This is a genomic window from Fusicatenibacter faecihominis (genome assembly GCF_020686945.1).
GTDB lineage: Bacteria > Bacillota > Clostridia > Lachnospirales > Lachnospiraceae > Limivivens > Limivivens faecihominis.
Window position 1 is genome coordinate 1 of sequence record NZ_JAJEPR010000037.1, and the last position, 14477, is coordinate 14477.

Sequence of the window (14477 nt, forward strand, 5' to 3'; positions counted from 1 at the left end):
CTTGGCTCATTCATCTGAGATATGGAACTAAAAATCCCTTGAAAAATAAGGAAAAAAGACTTGACTATATAGGGAGGGTGCTTTTATGAAGAAGAAAATAGCATTACTGTTGACAGGAACTATGGTAGCAGGCTTATTTGGAGGTGTAATGAATGTAGCCGCAGATGACTCCGCAGAGAAGATCAAAATCACTTATATGGAGTGGGGCGATGAGACGCGGCTGAAAGCAGCAGAGGAAGCTTTTGAAGCACAGTATCCGAATGTGGATATTGTTATTGATAACTGTGGCGGCAATTATAATGATTATGTGAATAAGCTTAAAGTCACGATGGCGGCCAATGAAGGACCGGAAGTATTCAAACTGCAGCCAGGCGCTCTTCTTGAACAGTTCAAGGAATATGTGGAGCCATTGGATACTTATCTGGAACAGGATTATGGAGAAAACTGGAAGGATAAATTCGAAGAGGCAATTTACTATCAGATTGAAGATGAAAATATTGGATGGATGGGAGCTCCGACCTATTTGAGCCTTGCGGGAACTCTGTTTGTGAACGAGACCATTCTGGAAGAAAATGGCTTGGAAGTGCCTACTACATATGACGAACTGGTTAATTGCTGTACTGCTTTAAGAGAAAAAGGAATTTTTCCTGTTGCTATGGGAGCTAAAGACGAATGGGCAGATCAGGATTTCATTGTAACTCTGTTTAATCAGATTGCACCAGGAAAAGTGTACGAAGTAGAAAAAGGAAACGGAAAATGGACAGATCCGGAGATGGTCAAAGCCCTGGAGCAGTGGGAAAAGTATTTTACAGATGGAGTGTTTGTGGATGGAGCTCTGGGACTCAGTATTTACAACGATGCAGTTGATATGTCTCAGAATGGACAGGCAGCATTCTTATTCAATGGACACTGGTATATGGACAGTTTCTTGGATGAAGAGACCGGAACAAAGCTGGAAGACAGCTATAAATGGACAGTGATTCCGCTTCCGGCTGCAGATGACGGGGAAACAGCAGTCCAGGTGGCATTGTCGGATATGATTTGCGTGAATAATTCGATAGAAGATGAAGAAACAAAAGAGATGGCATATAAATTTGCAATGTTCTTTGCAGGCGATTATATGTCAGAGTTTTCAAAAACTACCTATATCATGCAGACAGCAATGAAGGATATTCCGCTGAATACTACTTTCCGTGGTGAAAGCGGACCGAAAATGGATGAAGAGTTAAAAGATATGGTTCAGTATGGAAAAGGCGCTCGGGAATTATCAAATGTGGAGACAAAATCTGAACTGATTATTGTATTACAGGAAATTGCGATGGGAACATTATCACCGGAGGATGGAGCAGCAAGAGTTCAGGCAGTCGCAGACGGACAGTAAAGATTGGTTTAAGCGGCATGGAAATCGAATTCGGGTTCCCATGCCGCTTTTGTATGGAGGAGCGAAATGCAGAAAAAGCAAAAAATTGGTTTTTTGTATATTTTACCGGCCTTAGTACTGTTTTTTATATTTGTTGCATATCCGATTATTTTTAATTTTTACATAGGATTTCATAAATGGTCTGGTCTTGGCGAACCAGTGTGGGTCGGGTTAAAAAATTATAAAAAGGTTTTTTCAGAGCCGGTTTTTAAAACGGTGTTGAAGAATTTTGTGATTATTACAGGCCTTTTTGTCATTCTTGATAGTGTATTTGGAATGATTATTGCAGCCTTTTTGAATCTGAAACTGAAAATGTCAAAAGCAGCAAGATTATTGATTTATCTGCCTAATATTTTATCTTCAGTTGTGATTGGTTATGCATTTCAAATGTTATTGGAAACCAATAATGGAATTGTAAATGTATGGCTTCGAAAGTTAGGTCTGCAAAATTTAGCACAGCAATGGTTGATTAATCCTAAATTGGTTATTTATGTGATTCTGGCTATTCTTTTGTGGCAGGGTGTTGGTTTTGCTATGGTTTTATACACATCCGGAATTTCCGGAATACCCCAGGAATTATATGAAGCTGCCAAAATAGATGGAGCAGGGGAAACAAAACAGTTTTTTTATATTACAGTGCCGCTTCTGCGAGGGACTACCTATACACTGGTTATATTGAATGTAATTACTTACATAAAATTATTTGATCTGGTACAGGTTTTGACAAATGGAGGTCCTGGAACGACAACCTATACCTTTACTATTTATGTATATAATAAAGCTTTTACTTTATATGATATGGGTGGGGCATCTGCAGTAGCTACAATTATGCTTGTCATTTCACTGATACTTACAGCAATACAGCTGAAAATGTATGACAAAGGCAAGGAGTAATGAATGTGAGGTGAGAAAATGAAAAAAATATCAAGTGTAAAAATAATAGGAAATCTTTTTTTGGTGTTTTGCTGTATATTGGCAGTTGGTCCGATTACGCTTGGAATTCTTCGATCTCTGTTTAAAGATTCGATGTTTACGGAATTTAATCATTTCAGCAGTTATTTAACTGTGATTACTTCAGACGTAATTCTTCCGGCATTTTTGAATACGATTTTTATTACGTTAATATCGGTACCGTTAAATATTGCGATTGTAGCGTTAGCTGCATATGGATTTTCCAAATTTCAGTTTAAAGGAAAAAATTTCTTTTATCTGCTGCTTCTTAGTGCGTTGATGTTACCTTCAGCGACAGTCATGTATCCAAGTTTTACAATTATAAGAGATTTAAAACTTTTGAATACGGTATGGGGGATTATACTTATCGAGGTGGCGTACGGAACAACATTTAATCTTCTGATGCTAAAAAACTATTTTGACGGAATTCCAAATGAATTACTGGAAGCAGCAGAAATTGACGGGGCTGGAACGCTGAGAATCCTTTGCAGCATTTTACTGCCGGTTTCAAAACCGGCAATGTTTGTAATTATTTTATGGAGTTTTCTGGGATCATGGAATGATTATTTGTGGCCGCTGCTTCTCTTTCTGGATTCCAGTAAGAAAACCGTTACTCTTCTTCCGAAATATTTTACAAATACCTATGTTCAGCAATATGATAATATTTTTGCAGCTTTATTTATTATTATGATCCCGATTGTGATTTTGTATTGCTGTCTGCAAAAATATTTTCAACAAGGGGTTATCAGTGGTGCAGTGAAAGCATAAATGAGAAAATCGGGAGACGATGTATGGATTACTATTTGGAAGAATGTTTAAGCAATCAGGTGCCTGGAAAGTATCTGTTCCCCTTTTTGTGGATGCATGGAGAGGAACAGTCCGTTTTAAGAGAAGAGATAGAAGCAATTTATCATTGTGGCATAAGAGAATTTTGCGTAGAAAGTCGTCCATATGAGCAATTCGAAGAAGAACCGTGGTGGACGGATATGGAATATGTTTTACAGGAAGCGCAAAAGAGAGGGATGCGTGTTTGGATTTTAGATGACAAACATTTTCCAACAGGTTACGCAAATAGATGGATTGAAAAGCATCCGGAATTAAAAAAAGTATCCTTAAGATTAGAGTATATGGATGTAGCTGGACCTGAAAAAGAGTGCGCGCTTCTGGCAAACAGATTAGATGCAGAAGAAAGTTATGTAAGCATTGTGGCATGGAAAAGAAATGTGAATGGTGAGTTTGGAAAGGAATCTGTAAATCTGACAGCCCACTGCCAGGATGGCCTTGTTTATTGGGATATCCCGGAAGGAATTTGGAGAGTCTTCTTTGTGATTCGGACGTATCATTCCATTTCAAGCAAAAAGAATTATATTGATCTTCTTTCCAGAGAATCTTGTATGGCAATGATTCACGGAGTATATGAACCGCATTATGCACATTTGAAAAAATATTTTGGAAATGTTCTTGCAGGTTTCTTTTTTGATGAACCCGGATTTCATAATGATGAGTTAACGTATTGTTCAAAACTGGGAAAATCAGGCATGCTAATCCCCTGGAATGATGTATTGCCAAAGGTGTTGGCAGGAAAAATGAAAGTGGATGAAAACAGAATCTATTGTTGTTTGCCAATGCTCTGGCAGGATATCGGTGAAATAACGCCCCGGTTCCGGATGGCATACATGGATTCAGTTTCCTTGAAAGTAAAAGAAAATTTTTCAGAAATGATAGGAAACTGGTGCAGAATGCATGGGATACTGTCGGTGGGACATCTGATAGAAGATATGAATGCACATATGCGCTTGGGATATGGAGCGGGGCATTATTTTCGCGCTTTGGAAGGTCAGGATATGGCGGGAATGGATATTGTTCTTGGACAAGTAAATCCTGAGATCCGAAGTGTAAGATGTGCAGCGCCGGTTATTGAAGATTGCGTAGATCCAGCCTTCTTTTTGTATACACTTCCGAAAATGGCAGCGTCACATTCTCATTTTTGCCAAAGAAAAAAAGGAAGAGCAATGTGCGAAATATTTGGTGCCTATGGCTGGGTAGAAGGTCTTCCAATGATGAAAGCGATTTTGGATGAAATGTTAGTAAGCGGGATTAATTATTTTGTGCCGCATGCATTTTCGCCGAAATACCCGGATCAGGACTGTCCGCCGCATTTCTGGGCAAGAGGAAATAATAAGCAATATCTTTTATTCGAAAAGCTGGTTTCCTACATGAAGAGATGCTGTCATCTTCTTTCAGATGGGATTCATAAAGCACCTGTGGCTCTTTTGTACAATGCAGAAGCAGATTGGTCAGGTGGAAGTTATATGCCAATGGAGAAACTGACAGAGAAGCTGACGCATAACCAGATTGATTTTGATATCATTCCAGAAGATGAAATTTACCGTGCGGTATGCCGGGAAGAGAAAATTACAATATATAAAGAAACATATCAGGTTCTTTTGGTTCCATATACGGAGTTCATGCCGGAAAGGCTATTCGGATGGCTGATGGAATTAAGGAAAGAAGGAGCGAAAGTTTATTTTGTGGATGGAAGCCCTTCTTTCTGCCTGAAAGAAAATGAAGGTTATATCATAAAATATGAGGAACTGATCTCAAAGTTGTATTCTCTGGGGATAGAAAAAATAGTTATTCAGGAGACTTCAGATATAGAATTGAGAGTTTATCAGTATATCCGTAAAAAAACAGAATTATATGTTTTTTTGAATGAAGACAAAAAGAAAGAGTGGTCTGGTAAAATACGGGTTTCCGGTAAACAGGGAGTTTTCTATTATCCATGGGAAAATAAGATAAAGAAAGCAATAGTAAATGAGGGTAGCCTTGATTTACATCTGTTTCCGGGAGAGCTAAAATTATTTATCTCCGATGATCGAGATTTGAACATGTTGAAAGATACGGAGTCTTGTTTTAAAAGGAAGAATAGAAAGTTGCTGGATCTTAGGTTTGATATCAGTATATGGAAAAAGGACCAGTTTGAACTGTATTGCCAGAACAGTAAGCTGATCAATCTCGCCAAAACAGACTTCTTACCAAGGTATAGTGGGAAAATCCTGTACGAAACTACTTTTCAATTATCTGGTAGTGAGCGTTATTCCTGGATGGATCTCGGAATTGTAGGAGAGACTGCAGAATTATGGGTAAATGATATTTATTGTGGAGCATGTATTTCTAAGCCATATTTGTTTGATGCAAAATTTGTATTGAAGGAAGGAGAAAACAGAATTCGGGTTGAAGTTATAGCTAATATGGCGTATAAAGAAAGAGATGAGTTTTCAAAATATTTTCCGCTCCCGCCATCAGGAATCCTTGGTCCGGTGGAATTATGGGAGATAACCAATAGTTAAAGTGAAAGGAAGGAGGAAACAACATGAACGACAAAAATATCTGTACTTTTCCGGGAAGGTACGAAGAGCTTGTAAGCTTTATCGAAGAATTTCAGCTGCTGCGCTCGGATTTATGGAAACGGTTTGTTCAGCAGTTTAAAGAAGATTCCGATTATGACGCTGGTTGGAGATGTGAATACTGGGGGAAAATGATGAGGGGAGCCTGCTTTGTGTACTCTTATTCCCACAACCCGAAGCTTTACGAAGTGCTGACCGCTACGGTGAAGGATCTTTTGAGCGCGCAGGATGAGCTGGGAAGAATCAGCAGCTATGCAGTCAGTCATGAGTTTGACGGCTGGGATCTCTGGGGAAGAAAGTATGTGCTTCTTGGCATGCAGTATTATCTCGAAATCTGTCAGGATGAAGAGTTTAAAGAGACGATTGTCAAGAGCATGTGCCGCCAGGTGGATTATCTCATTTCCAAGATCGGTGATCCGGAGGATGGCAAAATCCTGATAACCAAAGCGACCCGGCACTGGCGGGGCTTAAATTCCGCATCAATTCTGGAGCCGATTGTACGATTGTACAGGCTTACAAAGGAGAAAAAATACTTTGATTTTGCTTCCTATATTGTAGCGTGCGGTGGAACGGATGTGGCGAACATTTTTGAGCTGGCCTATCAGAAGCAGCTTTATCCCTATCAGTATCCGGTCACGAAGGCCTATGAGATGATGTCGTGCTTTGAAGGATTACTGGAGTATTACCGGGAGACAGGAATTGAAAAATATAAGCAGGCCGTCATCAATTTTGCAGATATGGTCCTGGAAAGTGATTTTACGATTATAGGAAGCTGCGGATGCACCCATGAACTCTTTGACCATTCAACCGTCAGACAGGCAAATACGACGAATGGTGTCATTATGCAGGAGACCTGCGTGACAGTTACTCTGATGAAATTCCTTTATCAGCTTACGCGGCTGACAGGAAACAGCAGATATGTGGATGCTTTTGAAATCTCCATGTACAATGCATATCTGGGTTCCATCAACACAGAAAAGGTTGTGGAGCCCTCTCTTCTGAGAGAGCATCCCGACTGGAGCATCGAACCGCTTCCCTTTGACAGCTACAGTCCGCTGACGGCAGGAACCAGAGGAAATGGAATCGGCGGCTTAAAACGTATGAGTGATAATCATTATTATGGCTGCTGTGCCTGTATTGGAGCGGCCGGTCTTGGCCTGATTCCTAAGATGGCATTGCTGCAGGTTCCCGACGGAGTGATGCTGAACCTGTTTCTTCCGGGAAGCATAACAACGCTTACGCCCAAAGGACAGGAGCTGACGATACATATGGAAACCTCCTATCCGGCAGACGGGAAAATCAGAATCACATTCAGTCTGAAGGAGCCGGAAGTTTTTGAACTGATGCTTCGGATACCGGAATGGTCAGGAAAAACAAAGCTGGTTTTAAATGGAGAGGAAACAACCGCCGGGAGCGGCTACGCAAAACTTACCAGAAAATGGGCCGACAAAGACTGCATCGAATTAGAGCTGGATATGACCACGAAAGTCATAAGACCTGTACCGTATGGCCATCAGGTTCTGATGAACCGGGTGGTATGGGGCAGCAATTATATGATTCCTGTGTACGATGAGGAAGATCCGCTGGCAAAATATCATCTGGCGCTTCGAAGAGGCCCCCTTGTACTGGCGCAGGAAAACAGACTGGGGTATTCTGTGGATAAACCGGTATCCATTTCTGTCAATGAGGATGATTCTGTGGATGCGAAATTCCCTGAGCAGGAGCTTGCCCCCTACCGGCACATCTTGGAATTGGAAATTCCGCTGACAAATGGAGAAACGATGCATGTGACGGATTACGCCTCCGCCGGAAAGCTCTGGACAGAAGAAAGCAAGATGGCGGCCTGGATACTGGTACGGTGAGAATTAAGTAACTTGATTTTCGCCGTATGGATCGAAAAATATCGTAAAACGATAAAAATAGATTGCAATACGAAAAGAAATATGATAAGATCCTCCTTAGAAAGATATATTTTTGAAAGGAGGATCTTTTTTATGGATCAGAAAACATTGGCGCGGTGGCTCAAAGCAGTCATCATCGGAATCGGAATCTGTGGACTGGTCGTTTTCCTGTGGCTGGTTCCCTTTATGGGAAAAAGTGTTCTGGAGGGCTATCCGGAGTTTGGCAGCTGGTATCTGCCTTGGCTCATTTTTCTGGAGATCAGCGGCCTGCCCTGTTTCGGCGTTTTGTATTTGGGCTGGAGAATTGCGGGAAATATCGGTCAGGACCGTTCTTTTTCCATGGAAAATGCGAGCTTCCTGAAAAAGATCGCTTACTGTACCGCCGGGGATACGGTCTATTTTTTCATTGGAAGCATTGCGCTGTGGCTTTGCGGGATGAGTCATCCGGGCGTAGTGCTGGCTTCTCTGGTCATTGATTTTGTCGGGATCGCAGTTTCTGTGGCGGCGGCCGGTCTTTCCCATCTGGTGGAAAAGGCGGCGAAGCTTCAGGAAGAGAGCGAGCTTACGATTTGAGAAAGGAGAGGCTATGGAAGATGAGATTATTTTCAATATCGATGTGATGCTGGCGAAGCGGAAAATGAGTGTGACGGAGCTTTCTCAGAAGGTGGGAATCACGATGGCAAACATTTCCATCCTGAAAAATGGAAAGGCCAAGGCCGTGAAGGTTTCCACGCTGGCAAAGCTCTGTCGGGCGCTGGACTGTCAGCCGGGGGACCTTCTGGAATACCGGCCGGGAGAGGAGAGTGTGGATGAAGAATAAAAAACTTCTGGCATGGCTGGGTATGTTTGGAACCAGTCTTTTATGTATTGTGATCTATATTTTTATGACTGTGGAAATTGTAACGAAGGAAGGCAGTGGCTGGGAACTGGACCCGGGTGCGGATTCCATCGGTATGCTGATGGGAGCCAATCTGCTGGTAGCGTTCTTTCTGCTGGTGTTTACTGTGTTTTTTCATGGACTGATCGGTTTCCTTGGAAAACATAAGATTGAGGAGATCAATTTCCATGTGCTGAGAGCCATCCGGAAAAACAAGAAGAACCGCTGGGTGGCTGTCTGGGCCATCTTTCCGGCCATTCCTACGGCACTGTTTCTCTGGGAGGGAATCACGGAAAAATTTGTCTGGGAAGTGATTCTGGGGCTTGTGGCTCTGGCATATACTTATTTTTATATGGTATGGTTTGTGAGCTTCGAGAAAATGTAGAAAAATGTCCTGTTTTGCTGAAATCTATGATAGAATAAATCTGAAAAATGACCAGCAAGACAGGACTTTTTTGTCCGGAATCGGAGGCGCCTATGGAAAAATGGGATTTGTACACGAGAAACCGGGAACTCACAGGCAGGGAGCAGATACGGGGAGAGGCCATACCGGAAGGTTTTTATCATCTGGTGGTCCATGTCTGGCTGAAAAACAAGCAGGGGCAGTATCTGATCTCGAAACGGTCGGCGGACAGGCCAACTTACCCACTTTTCTGGGAATGTACCGGAGGCTCGGTGCTTCTGGGAGAGACAAGCCTTCATGGAGCGGCCCGGGAGGTAAAAGAGGAAGTAGGCGTAGATCTGGAGCCGGAAACGGGCAGGCTCGTTTTTTCAAAGGTGCGGGACACGGCGATGCCGAATCTTCTGGATGTCTGGCTTTTTGAGGAAGGGGAAAATGGTTGCTTTCAGCCGGACCTTAACGGAGCGGAGACGAAGGAAGTGGAGGAGATTCACTGGATGTGGCCGGATGAGATACGGAGGCTTTACGACGGCGGCCGGATGGTGCCGAGTCTGGGGTATTTCTTTTCGGAGATCGAAGGAATGCCAGGAGAAGTAAGATCCAGATAAAAAGATAGAGTTGTTTCTGAATTGATATATTAGAAAACAGGAGGAAGTTGTATTATGAGATATCCGAAAAATCTGCAAAAAGGCGGAATCATCGGCTTTGTGGCTCCTTCGTTTGGCTGTGCCACGGAGCCTTATAAATCTGCGTTTCTTAACGCACAGAAGAAATTTAAGGAGATGGGCTATCAGTGCCAGCTGGGCCCGAACTGCTATGCTTCCGAGGGAATCGGTATCAGCAATACGCCGGAAAAATGTGGAAAAGAGCTGACAGAAGGCTATGTGAGTGGGGAAAATGACTGCCTGATTTCCTGCGGCGGTGGAGAAATGATGTGTGAGATCCTGGAGCATGTGGATTTCGAGGCCATCCGGAAAGCGCCGGCTAAATGGTATCTGGGCTATTCAGATAATACGAATTTCACCTATCTTCTGACGACCCTCTGCGATACGGCTTCTATCTACGGCCCCTGCGCCGGAGATTTCGGCATGGAACCCTGGCATCCGTCGGTGAAGGATTCTTTCGGGGTTCTCACAGGCGAGGTGCGGACGGTGCGGAATTACGATGGCTGGGAACGGATAGACGGAGGTCTGAAAACCGAGGAGGATCCGCTTCAGCCCTATCATATCACAGAACCCTTTATGCTGAAAAAATATCCGGATCAGGATGCGGATTTTTCGGGAAGGCTTCTCGGCGGCTGCCTGGACTGCCTGGTGAATCTGAAAGGGACGGAGTTTGATAAGACTGTGGAGTTTGTGGAAAAGTATAAGGAAGATGGGATTATCTGGTTCCTGGAGGCCTGCGAACTCAACGTGTTCAGTATTAGGAGAGCTGTCTGGCAGTTGGATCACGCGGGATGGTTCAAGTACACGAAAGGATTTCTAATCGGAAGGCCGATGCTGTTCGACCAGCCGATGATGGGGCTGGATCAGTATCGGGCGGTGACGGATATTCTGGGGAAATATCAGGTGCCGATTATTATGGATGTGGATCTGGGACATCTGCATCCGGCCATGCCGATTATTACGGGCAGCCTGGGGCGGGTGCAGGTGAGAGATAATAGTATTTCCATTTGCATGGAGTGCAGGTAGGCTTTGCGAAAGCCCCTGAATCCCTTTTGTAGTTATCTGGTTCTGATCATCTCGGTGGTCTTTCTGCTGATCTTTTTGGCAGTACTCTATGTCTGTCCAGCCGAACCGGAGCAGGAAAAAACAGCAGAAGATTGCGTATGAGCTGGCGGTGGCTCTGGAGGAGGCGAAGGAAGCCAACGAAGCGAAGCAGAGCTTTTTGTCAAAAATGAGTTATGATATCCGGAGGCCGGTCAATGTGAAGGATATTCTGAATACACTGAAAGAAAGTAAATATACGATCACATCGGAGCCTCTTAAGGGGGCTGAATAAGCAAAAAAATTCCTGCCTGACCAGAAATCAGAGCAGGAATTTTTTACTCTATTTTTTGAAGCCGCAGGAGATCGCATCCTTCGGGCAGGCCTGGCGGCAGCGGCCGCAACGGATGCACTCGGGACTGTTCGGTGTTTTCACAGGGTCCACGTTCATCTGACAGACCTTTGCACATTTTCCGCAGTGGACACATTTGTCCCCGTCAATGCGGTAGCGGAAGAGGGAGACCTTATTGAAAATGGAATAAAAGACTCCCAGGGGACAGATATACTTGCAGAAGGGCCGGTAGATCAGGATGGAAAGCACAATCGTTGCGATGAGGATCGTATTTTTCCAGATATACAGCCAGCCGATGGCTCCGCGCATGGCTTTGTTTAAGAGCACCAGCGGAAGTCCGCCCTCCAGTGTTCCTGCGGGGCAGATGAGCTTGCAGAAATAGGGAGCGCCCTGGCCCATGAGATCGGTGAGGAAGAGCGGAAGCAGAATCACGAAGACCAGGAAGATCACATATTTGAGCTTCCGGAGGAGCTTATCGCCGCGGAAGGTTCTGATCTTTTTGAAAAAAGGAATCTTATGTAAGAGATCCTGGATCAGGCCGAAGGGGCAGAGGAAACCGCAGACCAGACGGCCAAGGATCGCGCCGACAAAGATCAGAAAGCCGATGACGTAGTAGGCGAATTTGAAGTTCCAGCTGCCGATGACTGCCTGCAGGGAGCCGATGGGACAGGCTCCGGTAGCGCCGGGGCAGGAGTAGCAGTTAAGCCCCGGCACGCAGAGGTTTTTCAGTTTCCCGGTGTAGATTTTTCCAGTGACAAAGCCGGAAACGTGGGAGTTTGTGAGGGCAGCCCAGGCGGTCTGGATGAGATGACGCGGCCAGTCCCGGACGCTTTTCTTCTTATCCAATGCCGATACACTCCATACAGATATTGACGGCCTTTGTGAACACAACGGCCATTTCACCGCGGAAGATCCCGTATCCCATCATCAGGATCCCGGCGGCGGCCAGGACAAGTCCCGGCCAGCGGGAAGTCAGAATTTTTTTCATAAAATCATTCTCCCTTAAGAGCGGCGAGCTGCTTCTCTACAGCTTCTTTCCAGCCGTCGAAGGTGTTGCTGCCCATGATCGGGTCGCCGACGATATTTCCGTCCTTATCGACAAAGAAAGATTCCGGGAAGGACTGAAGTCCGCTGATCCGGCCGTTCAGGAAACCTTTGTCGGGGATCAGGAGCGGGTAGGTAACGCCGGTCTTTTCTTTCAGAAGCTGGGCTTTCTGGACGATGCTGTCGTCTGGGGTTCCGTCCTCGCTGACGCTGTCAAGAACCATGCCGACCACGTCGACACCCTGGTCTTTCATTTCCTGATAGAGTTTTTCGAGCTCCGGCATTTCGTTGACGCAGGGGGAGCACCAGGTTGTGAAAGCGTTTACGAGAGTGAGGTCATAGTCGCTGAAGACCTTTTCCGTGTAAGTATTTCCGTCGATGTCAGTGGTCTCAAAAGTGCCTACGTTATCCGCGTCGGAGGTAGCGGTCTGGGGCTGTTCAAAGGCGGACTGGCCATTGAAAGGCGTCATCTCGCCAAGAGTGGTCTTGATGTTCTCAATCTCATCGGTGAGATCTTTTTCCGCCTCGCTGTTGGTGCTGAGGTAATATTTGAACTTGCCGTCGGAGCTGGTTCCGAGTTCTTCGTGATTGTCACAGCCGGTGATGGTGTCCAGATCGTCGATGACGTCTGTGCTGTAAACGCCCAAAGCGCCGATGCGCTCGATGCTTGCCAGCCAGTCTTTATAACCGGTGCCCAGCATATTGACTTCCTCCTCTTTCTGCTCATCGGTGAGCTTGCTCCAGAAAAGGTGGGCATATTTGATGTTGTCGAAATCGTCGGTCCAGTCCTCGTCCGTGAGCAGAACCACATCGGCGCTGTCCATCTGCTTTTTCAGCTCATCGGGAAGCTCTGCAGAGAGTCCCATAAAAGGAAAGTCGAGGGTTTCCTCGGAGGACATGCCCATCTCGGAAGCTTTCACGGTTTTCTGTAAGGGGGTGCCGTCCTCGGAAACGATCATCTGCCCATCGGTGCTGTCGCCGTCCACATAGAACATTTCCCCTGTTTCTGTTGTCGGTTCTGTATCGCTGTCAGCCATAACTGCTGTGGGATTTACAGAAACTGCGCTGAATACACATGCGGCCAGGATGGCCATAATTCTTTTCTTGTTCATGATTTTGATCTCCTTTATGGATGTTTTTCTTGTTGTCTGTGTATTGTATCACAAAGAAATGGAAATGTGTGGTATTTCACAGAAAAATCATGATTTTGGCAGGACGTTAGCACACTACCTTGTCAAAAACTGACGGATATCTTATGATATAGAAAGAGCCCCACATTGGAAGGCACGGGGCTGTGAGAAAATTTATTTTCCGAGAATACCCTTATTATGGAAGAGAAGGATCACGGCCAGCATGGCGCTTAAGACGTCAGCGGCGGCCTGGGCCATCAGAGTCGTGAAGACCGGAGAGCAGACGGAGACGCTGGCGATCAGCGCCGTGTTGTTTGTTCTGGCAATAAAATGGGTTTATTATAACAGATATAGAAAAACGATGTAAGCGAAAAATAAGGAGGAAACGAGATGGAAACATGGATGATTACAGGAGTTACAGGCTTTCTGGGGCCGAGAGTGGAGGTGACTCTCCGGGAAAAAGGAGAGGTGGAGGTTCTGCCGATGACGAGAGAGGAGCTGAATTTCACCGATGAGGAGCAGGTGAAACGTGTCTTAGGGACGCTGCATCCTGACGTACTGGTTCACGCGGCGGCGGTCTCTGATACGGGAGCGTGCGAGCGGGACCCGGAAGGCAGCTGGAAGGTCAACGTCACCGGCGTGGAGTATCTCTCCAAGGCCTGCCGGGAAAATGGAACGAAGCTCATTTTCGCAAGCTCCGACCAGGTCTATACGGGATCGGAAGTACGGACGCCCCACAGGGAGGACGAGATTCTGACACCGGCCAACGTCTACGGCAGGGAAAAACTGGAAGCCGAGAGGATTGTGGCGAACTGGTGTCCCGAGGGCGTGAGTTTGAGGCTCACCTGGATGTATGATCTTCCAGGAAAACTTCCGGTGAAGCCGAATTTTATCACAAATATCCGGGATGCTATGGATAAGGGAGAGCTTCTCACTTTTTCGGAAAATGATTTCCGGGGCCTGACGGACGGCAGAATCGTGGCGGAGCGGATCACGCATTTAAAAGATGTTCCTGGCGGCGTCTACAATTTCGGCAGCCCTAACGCCCTTAACTTCTACGAGACGGCTGTAAGGATCGTGGAAGCCCTGGGCGGCGATTCGGAGAAAATAGTAAAACGCCGGGAGGACGGCAATTTCCGGAACCTGGCCTTTTCCACGGCAAAGCTTGAGGCCGCCGGAATCTTCTTCCCGGATACCATTGAGGGGATTTTGAACCGGTTGACGCATCTTTCGGAAAAATTTTGAAATTTTTTAGCGGAAGCTGTCTCTTTTTCGCCTGATTGTATGCT

Annotated in this window: 16 protein-coding genes; 13 read left to right on the plus strand and 3 right to left on the minus strand. The window is 45.4% G+C overall.

The genetic code is table 11. From position 1 onward, the window contains the following. The first annotated feature begins 85 nt into the window (after positions 1–85). From LKD71_RS14935 to LKD71_RS14985, 11 genes are all read left to right on the plus strand, one after another. A complete protein-coding gene (locus LKD71_RS14935) occupies positions 86–1381 on the plus strand; it encodes an ABC transporter substrate-binding protein (RefSeq protein WP_227616044.1) in 1296 nt (431 codons plus the stop codon). A gap of 66 nt (positions 1382–1447) precedes the next feature. Further along, positions 1448–2314: a carbohydrate ABC transporter permease gene (locus LKD71_RS14940; protein ID WP_227616045.1), complete on the plus strand. Its 867-nt coding sequence runs from the start codon at positions 1448–1450 to the stop codon at positions 2312–2314. Between the two features lie 18 nt (positions 2315–2332). Then, on the plus strand, positions 2333–3139 hold the full coding sequence (locus LKD71_RS14945) for a carbohydrate ABC transporter permease (RefSeq protein WP_227616046.1): 807 nt from the start codon (positions 2333–2335) through the stop codon (positions 3137–3139). Positions 3140–3162: 23 nt separating this feature from the next. Then, the gene (locus LKD71_RS14950) at positions 3163–5721 is read left to right on the plus strand and encodes a glycosyl hydrolase (protein WP_227616047.1); all 2559 of its coding nucleotides are present in this window, start codon (positions 3163–3165) and stop codon (positions 5719–5721) included. A 23-nt stretch (positions 5722–5744) separates the two neighbouring features. Further along, a complete protein-coding gene (locus LKD71_RS14955; protein ID WP_227616048.1) occupies positions 5745–7640 on the plus strand; it encodes a beta-L-arabinofuranosidase domain-containing protein in 1896 nt (631 codons plus the stop codon). A 132-nt stretch (positions 7641–7772) separates the two neighbouring features. Further along, on the plus strand, positions 7773–8252 hold the full coding sequence (locus tag LKD71_RS14960; RefSeq protein ID WP_227616049.1) for a DUF2975 domain-containing protein: 480 nt from the start codon (positions 7773–7775) through the stop codon (positions 8250–8252). 13 nt (positions 8253–8265) lie between these two features. Continuing rightward, positions 8266–8499 (plus strand): helix-turn-helix domain-containing protein, encoded by a 234-nt coding sequence (locus tag LKD71_RS14965; protein ID WP_178045776.1) that lies wholly within the window; start codon positions 8266–8268, stop codon positions 8497–8499. Beyond that, positions 8489–8941 carry a hypothetical protein gene (locus LKD71_RS14970; protein ID WP_227616050.1) on the plus strand — a complete coding sequence of 151 codons (453 nt, stop codon included), beginning with the start codon at positions 8489–8491 and terminating at the stop codon, positions 8939–8941. Before LKD71_RS14965 ends, LKD71_RS14970 begins: the two co-directional genes overlap by 11 nt. 92 nt (positions 8942–9033) lie before the next feature. Continuing rightward, on the plus strand, positions 9034–9564 hold the full coding sequence (locus LKD71_RS14975) for an NUDIX hydrolase (RefSeq protein WP_227616051.1): 531 nt from the start codon (positions 9034–9036) through the stop codon (positions 9562–9564). Between the two features lie 54 nt (positions 9565–9618). After that, positions 9619–10647, plus strand: a complete 1029-nt coding sequence (locus LKD71_RS14980; protein ID WP_227616052.1) for a S66 family peptidase — start codon at positions 9619–9621, stop codon at positions 10645–10647. 88 nt (positions 10648–10735) lie between these two features. Beyond that, the gene (locus LKD71_RS14985) at positions 10736–10957 is read left to right on the plus strand and encodes a hypothetical protein (protein ID WP_227616053.1); all 222 of its coding nucleotides are present in this window, start codon (positions 10736–10738) and stop codon (positions 10955–10957) included. 48 nt (positions 10958–11005) lie between these two features. Here the strand turns inward: LKD71_RS14985 and LKD71_RS14990 are convergent, their stop codons facing one another. From LKD71_RS14990 to LKD71_RS15000, 3 genes are read right to left on the minus strand one after another with little or no spacing between them, the layout of a single operon-like run. Further along, positions 11006–11860, minus strand: a complete 855-nt coding sequence (locus LKD71_RS14990) for a 4Fe-4S binding protein (RefSeq protein ID WP_227616054.1) — start codon at positions 11858–11860, stop codon at positions 11006–11008. After that, positions 11853–12002 (minus strand): CD1871A family CXXC motif-containing protein, encoded by a 150-nt coding sequence (locus LKD71_RS14995; RefSeq protein ID WP_227616055.1) that lies wholly within the window; start codon positions 12000–12002, stop codon positions 11853–11855. The genes LKD71_RS14990 and LKD71_RS14995 overlap by 8 nt, the downstream gene beginning before the upstream one ends. Positions 12003–12006: 4 nt before the next feature. Next, complete coding sequence (locus tag LKD71_RS15000) at positions 12007–13170, minus strand: TlpA family protein disulfide reductase (protein ID WP_227616056.1); 1164 nt, start codon at positions 13168–13170, stop codon at positions 12007–12009. Positions 13171–13411: 241 nt separating this feature from the next. Between LKD71_RS15000 and LKD71_RS15005 the strand changes: the two genes are divergently transcribed. Then, complete coding sequence (locus tag LKD71_RS15005) at positions 13412–13555, plus strand: hypothetical protein (RefSeq protein ID WP_178045760.1); 144 nt, start codon at positions 13412–13414, stop codon at positions 13553–13555. A gap of 23 nt (positions 13556–13578) precedes the next feature. Then, positions 13579–14433 carry an SDR family oxidoreductase gene (locus LKD71_RS15010; protein WP_227616057.1) on the plus strand — a complete coding sequence of 285 codons (855 nt, stop codon included), beginning with the start codon at positions 13579–13581 and terminating at the stop codon, positions 14431–14433. Positions 14434–14477 lie beyond the last annotated feature (44 nt).